This window comes from Idiomarina sp. T82-3 (assembly GCF_001577655.1).
Classification (GTDB): domain Bacteria; phylum Pseudomonadota; class Gammaproteobacteria; order Enterobacterales; family Alteromonadaceae; genus Idiomarina; species Idiomarina baltica.
Genome location: NZ_LSBQ01000003.1, coordinates 223,359 through 238,177 on the forward strand (window position 1 = coordinate 223,359; position 14,819 = coordinate 238,177).

General features: G+C 48.8%; 15 protein-coding genes. 11 read left to right on the forward strand and 4 right to left on the reverse strand.

The window, feature by feature from the left end:
- Positions 1–2: 2 nt before the first annotated feature.
- From AWU56_RS03405 to AWU56_RS03415, 3 genes are read right to left on the reverse strand one after another with little or no spacing between them, the layout of a single operon-like run.
- On the reverse strand, positions 3–1,610 hold the full coding sequence (locus AWU56_RS03405; protein ID WP_286681762.1) for a carboxyl transferase domain-containing protein: 1,608 nt from the start codon (positions 1,608–1,610) through the stop codon (positions 3–5).
- 11 nt (positions 1,611–1,621) lie between these two features.
- Positions 1,622–2,791, reverse strand: coding sequence for an isovaleryl-CoA dehydrogenase (locus tag AWU56_RS03410; RefSeq protein ID WP_286681763.1), 1,170 nt, complete (start codon positions 2,789–2,791; stop codon positions 1,622–1,624).
- A complete protein-coding gene (locus AWU56_RS03415) occupies positions 2,788–3,210 on the reverse strand; it encodes a MerR family transcriptional regulator (protein ID WP_006955269.1) in 423 nt (140 codons plus the stop codon). Before AWU56_RS03415 ends, AWU56_RS03410 begins: the two co-directional genes overlap by 4 nt.
- Before the next feature lie 77 nt (positions 3,211–3,287).
- Between AWU56_RS03415 and AWU56_RS03420 the strand changes: the two genes are divergently transcribed.
- Positions 3,288–4,469, forward strand: a complete 1,182-nt coding sequence (locus AWU56_RS03420) for a thiolase family protein (RefSeq protein ID WP_006955270.1) — start codon at positions 3,288–3,290, stop codon at positions 4,467–4,469.
- On the opposite strand, the gene AWU56_RS03425 is transcribed toward AWU56_RS03420, so the two are convergent.
- Positions 4,470–5,339: an EamA family transporter gene (locus AWU56_RS03425; protein ID WP_286681764.1), complete on the reverse strand. Its 870-nt coding sequence runs from the start codon at positions 5,337–5,339 to the stop codon at positions 4,470–4,472.
- 66 nt (positions 5,340–5,405) lie between these two features.
- Here AWU56_RS03425 and AWU56_RS03430 point away from each other — a divergent pair, with 66 nt between their 5' ends.
- The 10 genes from AWU56_RS03430 to rlmM all read left to right on the forward strand — a co-directional run bounded on the left by AWU56_RS03430 (position 5,406) and on the right by rlmM (position 14,447).
- Positions 5,406–6,902: a CoA-acylating methylmalonate-semialdehyde dehydrogenase gene (locus tag AWU56_RS03430; protein ID WP_286681765.1), complete on the forward strand. Its 1,497-nt coding sequence runs from the start codon at positions 5,406–5,408 to the stop codon at positions 6,900–6,902.
- Positions 6,903–6,925: 23 nt separating this feature from the next.
- Positions 6,926–8,083: an acyl-CoA dehydrogenase family protein gene (locus tag AWU56_RS03435; RefSeq protein ID WP_006955273.1), complete on the forward strand. Its 1,158-nt coding sequence runs from the start codon at positions 6,926–6,928 to the stop codon at positions 8,081–8,083.
- A gap of 9 nt (positions 8,084–8,092) precedes the next feature.
- A complete protein-coding gene (locus AWU56_RS03440) occupies positions 8,093–9,229 on the forward strand; it encodes an enoyl-CoA hydratase/isomerase family protein (RefSeq protein WP_286681766.1) in 1,137 nt (378 codons plus the stop codon).
- A 29-nt stretch (positions 9,230–9,258) separates the two neighbouring features.
- Positions 9,259–10,155 carry a 3-hydroxyisobutyrate dehydrogenase gene (gene mmsB, locus AWU56_RS03445; RefSeq protein ID WP_272978421.1) on the forward strand — a complete coding sequence of 299 codons (897 nt, stop codon included), beginning with the start codon at positions 9,259–9,261 and terminating at the stop codon, positions 10,153–10,155.
- Between the two features lie 11 nt (positions 10,156–10,166).
- Positions 10,167–10,931: an SDR family oxidoreductase gene (locus tag AWU56_RS03450; protein WP_272978420.1), complete on the forward strand. Its 765-nt coding sequence runs from the start codon at positions 10,167–10,169 to the stop codon at positions 10,929–10,931.
- Positions 10,932–11,020: 89 nt separating this feature from the next.
- The gene (locus tag AWU56_RS03455; RefSeq protein WP_272978419.1) at positions 11,021–11,473 is read left to right on the forward strand and encodes a hypothetical protein; all 453 of its coding nucleotides are present in this window, start codon (positions 11,021–11,023) and stop codon (positions 11,471–11,473) included.
- Between the two features lies 1 nt (position 11,474).
- Positions 11,475–12,383 (forward strand): transcriptional regulator GcvA, encoded by a 909-nt coding sequence (locus AWU56_RS03460; protein WP_272978418.1) that lies wholly within the window; start codon positions 11,475–11,477, stop codon positions 12,381–12,383.
- Positions 12,380–13,006: an alpha/beta family hydrolase gene (locus AWU56_RS03465; protein ID WP_286681767.1), complete on the forward strand. Its 627-nt coding sequence runs from the start codon at positions 12,380–12,382 to the stop codon at positions 13,004–13,006. The genes AWU56_RS03460 and AWU56_RS03465 overlap by 4 nt, the downstream gene beginning before the upstream one ends.
- A complete protein-coding gene (locus AWU56_RS03470; RefSeq protein ID WP_286681768.1) occupies positions 13,003–13,374 on the forward strand; it encodes a DUF423 domain-containing protein in 372 nt (123 codons plus the stop codon). Before AWU56_RS03465 ends, AWU56_RS03470 begins: the two co-directional genes overlap by 4 nt.
- Positions 13,371–14,447, forward strand: coding sequence for a 23S rRNA (cytidine(2498)-2'-O)-methyltransferase RlmM (gene rlmM, locus AWU56_RS03475; RefSeq protein ID WP_006955281.1), 1,077 nt, complete (start codon positions 13,371–13,373; stop codon positions 14,445–14,447). Before AWU56_RS03470 ends, rlmM begins: the two co-directional genes overlap by 4 nt.
- The last annotated feature ends 372 nt before the right edge of the window (positions 14,448–14,819 follow it).

A 14,819-nucleotide genomic window follows, 5' to 3' on the forward strand; every position in this document is an offset into this window, starting at 1 on the left:
CCTTACATCCGGAATACGCCGAATTGGCTGTCTTCAATCGGTGCGTTAAGTGAAGCGGCAATGCTAAGGCCCAGCACATCGCGGGTTTGTGCAGGGTCGATAATACCGTCATCCCATAAACGGCCCGAAGCATAGTAGGGGTGACCTTGCTTCTCGTATTGTTCAACAATCGGTTGTTTCAGCTTGGCTTCATCTTCCGCACTCAGTTTTTCGCCTTTACGCGCAAGATTGTCCTTGGTGACTTGAGCCATTACACCGGCGGCCTGTTCACCACCCATTACCGAAATACGTGCGTTTGGCCACATAAACATCAGGGTCGGATCGTAGGCTCGTCCGCACATGCCGTAGTTACCTGCACCATAGCTCCCGCCAATGAGCACGGTGAACTTAGGTACTTTGGCGCAGGATACAGCCATTACCATTTTAGCGCCGTGCTTAGCGATACCCTCGGCTTCATATTTTTTACCGACCATAAAACCGGTGATGTTTTGCAAGAACACGAGAGGAATTTTACGCTGCGCGCACAATTCAATGAAATGAGCACCTTTTTGTGCACTTTCAGAGAATAAAATACCGTTATTTGCCACGATCCCGACGGGATACCCGTGAATACGCGCAAAGCCCGTCACCAGCGTGGTGCCATAGTTCGCTTTAAACTCATCAAAATCAGAGTCATCCACGACACGCGCAATCACTTCGTGAACATCGTAAGGCTTACGTAAATCGGTGCCAACGATGCCATAGAGTTCTTTTGCATCATAACGCGGCGGCTTGCTTTCGCGTTGATCTAACTGAGTGGGTGCGGGGCGGTTTAATCGTGCCACTGAACGGCGCGCTAATGCCAAAGCATGCTCGTCATTATGGGCAAAGTGATCGGCAACACCAGAAACCCGCGTGTGTACATCGGCACCACCGAGTTCTTCGGCGCTGACTTCCTCGCCCGTTGCCGCTTTAACTAACGGCGGACCGGCAAGAAAAATAGTGCCTTGCTCTTTTACAATCACGCTCTCGTCGGCCATGGCAGGTACATAAGCACCGCCAGCTGTACATAGACCCATGACAACCGCGATCTGCGGAATGCCCTTAGCTGACATGTTGGCTTGATTAAAGAAGATGCGACCAAAGTGATCTTTATCAGGGAATACGTCATCTTGACGAGGTAGGTTGGCACCGCCCGAGTCGACTAAATAAATACACGGCAAATGGCATCGTTCGGCAATTTCTTGCGCGCGCAGATGCTTCTTAACGGTTAAGGGATAATAAGTACCGCCTTTTACCGTTGCGTCGTTAGCAACGATCATGCACTCAACGCCTTCGACGCGACCAATACCCGCCACGACACCGGCTGCCGGTACGTAATCGTCGTAAACGTCCCATGCAGCGAACTGACCGATTTCTAGAAACGCTGAACCAGCGTCAAGCAGTTTATTAATACGTTGGCGCGGTAAAAGTTTACCGCGCGACAAGTGACGCTCTTGATATTTAGGACCGCCGCCTTGTTTAATTTGTTCGACTTTAGCGTTCACGTCATCAACGACCGCTTGCATCGATTCATAGTTCGCTTTGAACTGCTCGTCGCGGGTGTTGACTTTGCTTGCAAGAATAGCCACAGCGTCTCCTTTTATTTGGACTCGTTGAACAACTCACGACCAATCAGCATACGGCGGATTTCTGATGTACCGGCACCAATTTCATAAAGTTTCGCATCACGTAACAGACGTCCAGTCGGGTATTCGTTAATGTAGCCGTTACCACCGAGCAATTGAATCGCATCAAGAGCAAGTTGAGTCGCTAGCTCGGCTGCATAAAGTATTGCACCCGCTGCGTCTTTGCGCGTGGTTTCACCACGGTCGCACGATTGCGCCACCGCGTAAACGTAAGCACGCGCTGCGTTAGTGCGCGTATACATATCTGCGACCTTACCCTGTACCAATTGAAACTCACCAATCGCTTTGCCGAACTGGTTACGATCGTGGATATAGGGAACGACGGTATCTAGACACGCTTGCATGATGCCCAACGGGCCCGCCGCGAGTACAGCGCGCTCGTAATCTAAGCCACTCATCAATACTTCAACGCCACCATTAAGTTCGCCGAGAATATTTTCCGCAGGTACCTCGGCATCTTCGAACACCAGCTCGCAAGTATTTGAGCCGCGCATTCCAAGTTTGTCGAGCTTTTGGGCTTGGCTAAATCCTGGGGTGTTTTTCTCAACGATAAACGCGGTGATACCACGCGAGGCCTTTTCGGCGTCAGTTTTAGCGTAAATCACAAAAACGTCGGCATCGGGACCGTTAGTAATCCACATTTTATTGCCGTTTAGTACGTACTTGTCGCCTTTCTTCTCGGCTTTCAGTTTCATGCTGACCACGTCCGAGCCCGCATTAGGTTCGCTCATCGCGAGCGCGCCTACATGTTCGCCGGTACAGAGCTTAGGTAAGTATTTTTGTTTCTGTTCTTCGTTGCCGTTGCGCGCGATTTGGTTAACGCACAGGTTCGAATGAGCACCGTAACTTAAGCCGACAGAGGCTGATGCGCGACTTATTTCTTCCATCGCGATGACGTGTTCAAGGTAACCCATACCTGAGCCTCCATACTGTTCGTCAACTGTCAAACCAAGTAGACCCATATCACCGAGTTTACGCCATAAATCACTTGGAAACTCATTGGCTTCATCAATTTCAGCTGCACGAGGTGCGATTTCATCGCGTGCAAATGCGTTGACTGCTTCACGCAGCATGTCCGCGGTTTCGCCTAAGCCAAAGTTAAAAGAATTAAATTGCGTAATCATAATGACTCCTGAGATGAGACTACTTTCTTGGTTGTCGTTCGCACTGACTCAAGTTCGTCTTGGCAACGTTGCTCAAGACCCGAGAGCTCAGTCAGTAATACGTTGATATCTTCCATTTGTTGCTTGAGTGATGCCTTTTTCTCGGCGATTAACTCAAGTACCTTTTCTAACTGTGCAGCCGAACTATTGTCTGCGTCATACAACTCAAATAAACGTCGGGTTTCAGCTAACGAGAAACCTAACCGCTTGCCACGTAAAATAAGTTTTAGACGGACGCGATCTTTATTATTGTAAATTCGATGTTGACCTTGACGACGAGGCGACAGCAACCCTTCGTCTTCGTAGAAGCGGATAGAACGGGTCGTAATGTCAAATTGTTTTGCCAATTCGCCGATCGTATAAGTGATTTTGTTACTCATCAGACTTGCTTTTTAGTTGACCTAAGATCTAAGCTTAGAGGAAGTTTACGTTAACGTAAAGTGGTATTGGAGGAAAGATGTCAAACGATTCGGTCGTAATTGTTGCCGCAAACCGGACAGCAATGGGGGGCTTCCAAGGTAGCCTGAGTGAAGTCAGTGCGCCTAATTTAGGGGCTACTGCGATTAAAGCTGCGTTAGGAAATAGCGGCCTCAAAGAAACCGATGTTTCTGAGGTCATTATGGGTAACGTACTGCCGGCGGGGTTAGGTCAAGCGCCCGCACGTCAGGCGATGTTATATGCCGGTTTACCGCAAAGCACAGGTGCTACGACCATTAATAAAGTCTGTGGTTCAGGCTTAAAAGCAGCGATGTTTGCAACGGACTTAATTCGTGCAGGCTCAGCAGATGTTGTTGTGGCAGGCGGTATGGAAAGTATGTCGCGTGCGCCTTACTTACTTGACAAAGGCCGTAATGGGTACCGTATGGGACATGGTCAATTGTTTGACCACATGATGCTCGACGGCTTAGAAGACGCGTACGAAGGTAAAGCCATGGGCTGTTATGCTCAGGATACCGCAGACAAGTATGGATTAGATCGCGATGCGATGGATAACTTCGCGATTAACTCGTTAGAGAAAGCGCAGGCCGCCATTGAAAAAGGTTACTTCAAAGGTGAAATTACGCCGTTGACTTATTCAACGCGCAAGGGTGATGTTACCGTAGATACCGATGAGCAGCCGGGTAAAGCACGACTTGATAAGATCCCACAACTACGTCCAGCGTTTAAGAAAGACGGCACTATTACAGCTGCCAACTCAAGCTCAATCTCGGATGGGGCTGCGGCGCTTGTATTGATGCGCGAGAGTGAGGCTGCTAAGCGCGGTTTGAAACCGCTTGCTCGCGTTAAAGGGCATGCAACTCATTCTCAGGCGCCTGCTGAGTTTACTGTGGCGCCTATTGGCGCGATGGACGCGTTGTTGAACCAAGTCGGATGGAGCAAAGAAGACGTCGATTTATGGGAAATCAACGAAGCGTTCGCCATGGTCACCATGTTAGCAATCAACGAAATGAAGCTTGATGCTAACCGCGTTAATGTCCACGGCGGTGCGTGTGCGTTGGGTCATCCGATTGGTGCCAGTGGCGCCCGTTTGCTGGTTACCTTGCTTCACGCATTGAAGCAACGCGGCGAGAAACGGGGTATTACCTCACTATGCATTGGTGGTGGTGAAGCCGTCGCACTTGCCGTTGAAATGATGTAGTCAACGGCTTAGGTTACGTTGCTGGCGCGAAGCCAAAATAACAGCAATAACAATTAAGCTCGCGCCCAGCAACCATCTTAACCAGTCGGTATCGTGTTGCCAAAACAACACGTTAACGAGAATCCCAGCGGGAATTAAGGCATTATTCATAGCCGCGAGCTGTCCGGTATTGACCCATTTGCTGGCTAGGTTCCAGCCGAGATAGCCAAGGCCGGAGGCGACAATGCCGAGCCACAACAAAATGCCCCATTGTAAGGGTGTAGTAGGTAGCATTTGGTGATTGCCAAACAGTAAAACACCTAAGCCAGAGACGAGGCTAGCACCGGCAAAAAATGCGGCGAATTGTTGAATTTGATTTTGCGTTGAGCCGAGGTCTAAGCGTTTGTATGCTACTTGGCCGGCAGCGAAGCATAAATTGGCGGCTTGAATCAAAGCAAAGCCAATAATGAAATCAGCGCTTAGCCCCTGGTAACGAATGATGGCAGCGCCTAAGACTGAGATGGCGGCTGCGAGCCACCAAGTGAATGGTAAGCGGCGGCGCCCTAAAATGATTTCGTCGATGAGTGTAATGTAAAGCGGGGTGAATATCGTGAACAATAGTACCTCGGCGACACTCAAATAAAGAAATGCGTGATACAAAAACAAGTACATTAAGCCGATTTGTACGGCACCAATTCCGGCAAGTTGGGTCAGTGTTTTAACCGAATAGGCTTTGAGCTGACGCCATTTGAATAATGGCAAGATAGTAAACAAAGCCAGTAGCATGCGGATAAATACGACCCAATAGCCATCAACTTGGCCGGCAAGGTATTCGCCGATGAGCGAGAAGCTTGCCGCCCAGAGTAACGTAATAAGAATTAAAAGTGGCACGGTATGCGTCTCTTTTAAGGATTATGAAAATTTGGTTTATAAAATAACACAACAAGAAGGTGAGTTATGTCTAAAAAAGTGCCTCTGTATATCGACGGAGAGTTTCGCGCTTCAAAAGCTGAGTCTTGGATTCCGGTAACCAATCCAGCGACCCAAGAAGTGATTGCTGAAGCTCCATGCGCGACTCAAGACGAGATGGAAGCTGCTGTTGCGAGTGCACGAGAAGCCTTTAAAACGTGGAAAGAAGTGCCTGTTTCTGAGCGTGCTCGTGTCATGATGCGCTATCAGGCATTGCTTAAAGAACACCAAGAAGAAATTGCAGAAATCTTAGCGCAAGAGACTGGAAAAACCTTTGAAGATGCCAAAGGTGATGTATGGCGCGGCATTGAAGTGGTTGAGCAAGCCGCGAACATTCCATCGTTGATGATGGGTGAGACGGTCGAAAACGTAGCACGCTCTATCGACTCTTACAGCTACATTCAGCCGCTCGGTATTTGTGCGGGTATCACGCCGTTTAACTTTCCCGCGATGATCCCATTATGGATGTTCCCGATGGCTATTGCCTGTGGTAACACTTTCATCTTAAAGCCTTCAGAACAAGATCCATTGACGCCAACACGCTTAGTTGAGCTATTTGAGCAAGCGGGCGCGCCTAAAGGCGTACTGCAGGTGATTCACGGTGGTAAAGACCAAGTTGATTTCGTTTTAGACCATCCTGAAATTCATGCGTTATCGTTTGTTGGTTCAGTACCTGTCGCCGAATACATTTATCGCCGTGGTACTGAGAACGGTAAACGCGTACAAGCGTTCGCGGGCGCTAAAAACCATTGTGTCATCATGCCTGATGCTAACAAGCAGCAAGTCATTAACAACCTCGTCGGTGCTTCTGTCGGAGCGGCAGGCCAACGTTGTATGGCAATTTCAGTCGCAGTATTTGTCGGCGCGGCGAAAGAGTGGATCCCTGAAGTCGCTGAAGCGATTGCAAAAGTTCGTCCAGGCGCTTGGAACGATGAGAACGCAGCGTACGGACCTGTCATTAGTCCACAAGCTAAAGAGCGTATTGAACAAATGATCACCGACGGTGAAAATGAAGGTGCCAAGCTACTTGTCGATGGTCGTGGTTGCACCGTGGAAGGCTTGCCGGACGGCAACTGGGTTGGTCCAACGGTATTCTCTGAAGTCACCGCTGATATGGATATCTATAAAAAGGAAGTCTTTGGTCCCGTGCTTAGTATGATGGAAGTCGAGGACCTAGACGATGCACTGACGTTGGTGAACAACAACCCGTACGGTAACGGCACGTCAATCTTCACTTCGAATGGTGCGGCAGCGCGCAAATACCAACACGAAGTCACTGTCGGTCAGGTCGGTATCAATATTCCTATCCCGGTGCCATTGCCGTTCTTCTCGTTCACTGGCTGGAAACGTTCATTCTTTGGTGACTTGCATGCTTATGGTAAGCAAGCGATCCGCTTCTACACCGAAACCAAAACCGTGACTGCGCGTTGGTTTGAGAGTGATATTGAGGCGAGTGGACCTAATATGTCTATTCACCTGAAGTAATTGATAAGTTAAAGGTAGTTAGCATGAACTTTGAATTAACAGAAGACCAACAAGCCTTTGTCGATACTGCCAAAGCGTTTGCGGATAAAGAACTTGCACCTAACGCAGCGCGCTGGGATGAAGAAGCTCATTTTCCTATCGAGGTTTTTCGTAAAGCCGGTGAGATGGGCTTTATGGGAATGTATACCCCAGAAGAGGCGGGTGGTTTTGGCATGAGTCGTTTAGACTCAGCACTTATTTTCGAACAATTAGCGGGTGGGTGTACAGCCACGACTGCTATGATGACCATTCATAATATGGTGACCTGGATGATTGGTTCATTCGGTCAACAAGATGTCATCGACGAGTGGGTACCAGAGTTAGTAACCGGTGAAAAGCTCGGTTCTTATTGTTTAACTGAGCCAGGCTCTGGCTCAGATGCAGCGAGCTTACGCACCAGCGCTAAAAAAGAAGGCGATGAGTACGTTCTCAACGGTTCTAAGATGTTTATTTCAGGTGCCGGCTCAACGGATGTGATGGTGGTCATGGCACGCACTGGAGAGGCGGGCCCTAAAGGTATTTCTGCCTTTGTTGTGCCAGCCGATGCAAAAGGCATTAGCTATGGCAAAAAAGAAGATAAAATGGGTTGGAACGCTCAACCTACCCGGCTGGTAACCTTTGAGGATGTGCGTATCCCAGCCAAGAACTTGTTGGGTGATGAAGGTGAGGGCTTCAAGTTCGCGATGATGGGACTTGATGGTGGCCGTATTAATATCGCGGTCTGTTCCGTAGGTACTGCGCAGGCGGCATTAGAGACGGCGTCTGCGTATATGCACGAACGCAGTCAGTTTGGTAAACCGTTAGCGGCATTCCAAGCGCTTCAGTTTAAACTGGCGGACATGGCGACTGAGCTTGTTGCAGCACGTCAAATGGTTCGATTAGCTGCTTCGAAAGTGGATAACAATGATCCCGATAAGACAACCTATTGTGCGATGGCTAAACGCTTTGCCACGGATATCGGTTTCCAAGTGTGTAATGAAGCACTACAAATCCATGGTGGCTACGGCTATATCAAAGAATATCCGCTTGAGCGCCATGTTCGTGATGTGCGCGTTCATCAAATTCTTGAGGGAACCAACGAAGTGATGCGACTGATCATTGCACGTCGCATTCTAGCTGATAGCGACCGCCAAATTTTGTAAGGAGTCGGCATGCAAACTCCCGTAATTCTTGAAACAATCAACGCCGGTGACAAAGTCATCGGCGTTGCTACGCTAAACTCTGAAAAATCACTCAACGCGCTCAGCTTGGCAATGGCAGAAACACTGCTGCCCCAATTACAAGCCTGGGCTGATGATCCTCAGGTGGCTTGTGTTTGGCTGCAAGGCGCAGGTGAAAAAGCGTTTTGTGCCGGTGGCGACATCGTTGCTATGTACAAAGCGATGCAAGCACAGCCCGGCCAATTAGTTGAAGAAGTCGAGAACTTCTTTACTACGGAATATCAATTAGACTATGCCATTCAGACCTATCCAAAGCCGATCATCTGCTGGGGTGATGGTATTGTGATGGGCGGTGGTATGGGCCTAATGAATGGCGCCAGTCACCGTATTGTAACGGAACGCTCATTGCTAGCGATGCCGGAAGTAACCATCGGTTTGTACCCCGATGTGGGGGCAACGTATTTCTTGAACCGGATGCCGGAAGGTTGTGGTGCATTCTTAGGGATGACTGGCGCGACTATGAATGCGTCTGACGCTCTTTTCCTTAATCTTGCTGATCAGTTCGTCGGTCACGAACATAAAGCTCAAGTCATCGAAGCACTACAGGCTATTGAATGGGGTGATACGGGCGCACTGAATCATCAAAAAGTGACCGATACACTCGAGCGTCTTGCTGAACAAGATGATACTGCGTTACCCACTCCTCAAGTTGAACCCCATCTTGAGACCATACAACAATGTGTGTCTGCAAGTAGTGTGACGGAAGCGACCCAACGAGTTTTGGCTGAGCAACAAGATGATAAGTGGTTCCAGAAGGCGCAAAAAAATCTAAGTCATGGTTGCCCAATCACGCCTCACTTAGTGTGGCAACAAACTCATCATGGTGCGGATCTGTCATTAGCAGACTGCTTTAGATTCGAGCTTACATTATCGTGTAATTGCGCCGTGCGTGGTGATTTCGCCGAGGGTATTCGTGCATTACTCATCGACAAAGACAAACAGCCGCAGTGGCAGTTTGCAAGCGTAGGCGATGTGACGGAAGAGGCCATCGACGGGTTTTTCGATCCACCGTGGGGCGAGCGTACACATCCATTAGCAGCGCTTGAGCAAGTGTTGATGAAAAAATAATAACTATCGACAACAAGAAGGAGTCGAACATGGCGAATGTCGCATTTATCGGATTAGGTAACATGGGTGGACCGATGGCCATGAACTTGGCTAAAGCAGGTCACAATGTAAATGCGTTTGATCTATCGAAAGACGCTCTAGCACAGGTTGAAGCTGCGGGTGCCCGAGCCTGTGCAAGCCCTCGCGAAGCGATTGAAGGTGTGGAGTTTGTCGTCAGCATGTTACCGGCCGACCATCATGTCGAGTCGGTCTACTTAGGTGATGAGGGACTTGTACACGTATTGACAGATAAGCAGTTGGTCATTGATTGCAGTACCATCTCTTCGGAAGCCGCGATCTATGTGGGAGAACAACTGCAGAAAGCGGGTATTGCCTTTATTGACGCACCGGTTTCAGGTGGTGTAGGAGGTGCGAAAGCAGGCACCTTAACGTTCATCTGCGGTGGCACTGAGAGCAATGTGGATCGTGCTCGCACCGTACTCAATGACATGGGCAAAAATGTGTTCCGCGCGGGGGATGTCGGCGCGGGTCAAATCGCCAAAATATGCAATAATATGTTGCTCTCAGTACTCATGGTAGGGACTTCTGAGGCCTTGCAACTAGGCAAGGCCAATGGCCTTGACCCGAAAGTATTGAGCGAAATCATGTTGCAAAGTTCAGGTCGCAACTGGACATTAGAAGTTTATAACCCATGCCCTGACGTGATGGAAGGTGTACCATCGAGTAACGATTATCAGGGTGGCTTTATGGTTGATCTGATGAGTAAAGACTTGGGTCTTGCACAGCAAACCGCGTTAAAGTCGGGCGCCGCTACGCCGATGGGCGCTTTAACCCGTAACCTCTATCATGGGTGGTCGCAGCAAGGCCATGGTCGACAAGACTTCTCAAGTATTTTTAACTATTTGACACCGATCTCGAAAAAATAAAGAGGCAGTTCATGCAAGTAAAAGATAGCGTAATTGTAATCACAGGTGGCGCACAAGGCTTAGGCTTGGCAATGGCAGAAGATTTTGCTAAGCAAGGCGCTCAATTGGCGTTAATTGATATTAACGGCGACGTATTGGGTGATGCACAAGAAACCTGTGAAAAGTTGGGTGCTAAAAAAGTGATCGGCTATGAAGTCGATATCACCGATGAGGAATCAGTCGAGACGGTATTTGAGCAAATTCAACAAGAGTTTGGTGGTATTGATGTCTTAGTGAATAACGCTGGTCTTCTGCGTGACGGGTTATTGATTAAGTTCAAAGATGGCGAAATCAAGCAGAAAATGCCATTGCAACAATTCCAGTCGGTGTTAGATGTTAACCTAACGGGTACCTTCTTGTGTGGTCGTGAAGCGGCAGCGCAAATGGTTAAAGCCGGTAAGAAAGGGGTCATCATTAATATCTCAAGCGTCGCACGTGCGGGCAATATTGGTCAAACTAACTATGCCGCTACCAAAGCCGGCGTTGTGGCAATGACGGTTACTTGGGCGCGTGAACTCGGTCGTTATGGTATTCGCTGTGGTGCTATCGCGCCAGGCTTTATCGAAACACCGATGACTGCTCAGATGAAGCCAGAAGCGGTAGAACGTGCTTTATCCATGGTACCTCTGAAACGTTGGGGTCAGCCGACTGAAATCGCTCATAGTGCGCGTTATATCATTGAAAACGACTTTTTCAGTGGTCGCGTCGTGGAGATTGACGGTGGCGTGCGTTTATAATTAAACGCTAAACCGAACCCCATGTGGCTCATAGCTTAGCGTCTCTGTTATAGTATTCGTTGCTCGAGTGCTAATAGAGACGCTTAACTATGAAAATGACGTATCCATTACTGTTTAAAACCATTCCGATCTGTGCCATTTGGCTCGCACTGTGCATTTTAGCGTTAGCCTATTTAGAGTGGCCAAACGATTTATTGTCGCAAATACTTACATCTATCGTTGCCCTCGCGAGCGTTGTTTTCGCGTTTAAGCTATCCGGCGAAATCTTCTTTAAACAAATTAATTTGAAGCAATCAGAGCTCAGTTATACGCAGGCATGGTCTCAACCTCGTACGCAACGCTGGGCTGATGTTACTGAGGTCGACTACTCACCTCTATGGCACTCATTTAAGCTGAAGTTCGATAATGGCGAGCAGTTAAATGTCAGCGTAATTTTGACCCACCTTACTGAATTTTTGGGCTTAATGGCACACGAACTGCCCCGCGATAAGTATATCGATGCGGTGAATAAATTCAGTGGCGCGATGGGCGGGGATAAATGACATGCGAAAATTGCCGCCGCTGAACGCGCTTAAATCTTTCGAAGCTGCAGCACGCCATTTGAGCTTTACCAAAGCAGCAGAAGAACTATTCGTAACCCAAGCCGCGGTGAGTCATCAAGTCAAAGCGCTGGAAGAATTTTTGCAAATTAAGTTGTTCATTCGGCGTAATCGGACACTATTACTGACCGAAGAAGGCCAGGCGTATTATCTACAGTTAAGAGATATTTTTGCGCAACTAATACAGGCGACTGACAAGTTAAGACTGGTGTCAGAAAAGGGGGCGTTGACCGTCTCAGTGCCACCGAGCTTTGCTATTTTGTGGTTTGTGCCCCGCTTGAGCAGTTTCCGCGAGGCGCACCCGGATATGGATATTCGTATCAAAGCCGTGGATGAAATTACCGGCTCACTCACCGACGACGTCGATGTCGCCATTTATTATGGTGATGGGCGCTGGCCAGGGGTAAAGAGTTACCGTTTGCACAAAGAGTATTTGTGGCCCGTGTGTTCACCTATTTTGGCTGAACGCATGAACGTCCAGACCCCGGCCGATTTGCTAAAGCATACGCTGTTGCATGATGAAACACGGAATGCCTGGAACGACTGGTTTGAAATGGTGGGCGAAAGTAAACCGATAAAAGATGGTGGGCCTGTATTTAGTCACTCAAGCCTCGCTTTGCAGGCGGCAGTGCACGGGCAGGGCATTGCTTTAGCTAATCACGTTTTGGCTAAACCTGAGATTGATAGCGGGCACTTGATCCGTATTTTTCCTCAGGCGCTGAGACGTAATAAGGCATTTTATCTTGTCTGCCGTGACAATCAGTCAGAAATCGGTAAGATCGCCACCTTTCGAAACTGGATCATGCAACTGGTGCACGAAGAAGAACGCGCCTTCGAGTTAGAATCAGAATGAAGCATCTACAGGGAACGACCTATCAAGTCGCGGGTGAAAGCAACACGCAACGTATCGTCTTTTTTCATGGCTCGGGGGGTGGCCCAGATACTCCTTTTATGGAGTTTTTTACCGACCAGTGGCAAGCACTCGGTTTTGAGGTTGTACGTCCTGATTTTCCCTACTGGCAAAAAGTCCGAGCAACTGGAGTTAAGCGTCCGCCTGATAGGATAGAGCGTTTAGTTGAGCAAATGCGAATGTGGTTATCTGAGTTACAACGAGACGGTAAACCGCTTTGGTTGGCAGGCAAGTCACTGGGAAGTCGAGTCATGTTACGACTGGCGGATGAATTTGAAGCGCAGGGTCAAATCGCGCTGGGGTTTCCATTTAATCCACCGTCTAAACCCGAGCGCTCTCGCTTAGACGAGTTAGGGTATGCGCGTAGTCCCGGATTAATCATCGAGGGGACGCGCGATCCATTTGCAAAACAGGTTCGCAATAGGGCGTTAATATTGCCGTCACATTGGCAGATTCAATGGCTTGAGGGCGGTGATCATGGGTTTGAACCGACTGCCGCGAAACGTCATTTACGAGGGCGCTTATGGCTTCAGGCGAGTCAACTTACTGAGGAGTTTTTAAAATGATGAGTCAGTTATTGCTAATTATTGCAGCAATATATGGTGCGGTAGCGGTTGCGCTCGGGGCATTCGCGGCACACGGGTTAAAGAGTCGATTGAGCGAACAGTTACTGGCGGTATTTCAGACCGGCGTGACCTATCAGTTCTATCATACACTCGCGTTATTGCTGGCGGGATTATGGCTTCGATTTGCCCCCTCACCATGGGTCGCGGCCGCGGGCATCTTCTGGGCGTTAGGTGTGGTATTATTCTCAGGTAGTTTATATGCGCTGGCGCTGACCAGCATCAAATGGTTTGGTCCGATAACACCGCTCGGTGGTTTGTTATTTATTTTGGGTTGGATTTGCTTATTAGTTGGAGCAGTTAAAGCATGAATGGATTGGTATTGCTGTGTCGTGCAGGTTTTGAAGGGGATTGTGCGGCAGAGATCCAAGAAAAAGCAGCCGCACTCGGTGTATATGGATACTGCCAAACACAGGCCGATCAAGCCTATGTGGTTTATCATTGCCAAGCAGAGGAAGCGGATCATTTAGCCAAAAAATTACCATTAAAAGAACTCATCTTCACCCGCACGTTTTTTGTTCTTTTAGCAAGTGCTCAGCTTGCAGGTATTGAGGATCGTGTCAGTGTCGTTAAAGAAGCGTTAGAACCTCATAAAGAGTGGTTCGGGCTAGCGGGGGCGTTACGTGTAGAAACACCTGATAGCAATGAAGCGAACGCTATCGCTAAGTTTTGTCGTAAGTTTGCTGTCCCGTTACGCCAGGGCTTACGCGCTGTAGATTTGCTGAGCAAGAAGCCACTCGCGAAGCGTCCGTTTTTACATGTGTTTTTTGTTAATAAGGCGTACGCTTTATTGGGGTATTCCTACAGCTTCAATCAGAGTCCTTATGAAGAAGGGATTTTGCGTTTACGTATGCCATCCAATGGGCCGAGTCGTTCTACGTTGAAGTTAGACGAAGCATTTCATGTTTTCGTGCCAGAAGAGGAACGTGAGCAGCGAATTCAAGCCGGTATGCGTGCAGTCGACCTCGGTGCCGCACCGGGCGGTTGGACATATCAACTGGTACGTCGTGGCATGATGGTACAAGCCGTCGATAATGGTCCAATGGCGGATAGCCTAATGGAGACCGGTCAGGTAGAGCACATTCGTGAAGACGGTTTTAAATATCGTCCCAAGCGTCGCAATGTCACTTGGCTCGTGTGCGATATGGTCGAAAAGCCTGCGCGGGTAGGTGAGCTAATGACAGCCTGGCTGTTAGAAGAATACTGCAAAGAAGCAATATTTAACTTAAAGCTACCGATGCGTCAACGCTACGCCTCTGTAAAGCAGTATTTGGAACAAATAACCGAGCAGCTGCAAGAGCAGGGCGAACGGAGCTTCGAAATTCAAGCCAAACATTTGTATCATGACAGAGAAGAAATCACGGTACACCTACGCTGGCTATAACCCAAGCTGAAAAAATAGATGTTTTACGCGTACGTCGCGCACATTGCGCGACGATGCACAAGACCCTCTGATGAGAGTATCGGGTCGTACGCATCGCAGTAGGTCGCGCATTTTGCGCGACTTTGCGCTGGACGCGTCACCCATACGGGCATAGCTAGTTTAAGCTATAACGGAGCGGGGCGTTTAACGCAATTAGGGGATACGCAGTACCAGTACGATGCGCACGGTCATCGCCTCATTGTAGAGCAGGGTGGACAAAAACGGCTAACGGTATACAGTCGAGAGGGTGCGCTGTTAATGAGCGCGCAGAACGGACATAGTAGCTATAAGATAATCCTAGATGGTGAAACAGTGGCTCAGGTGGGAGATGAT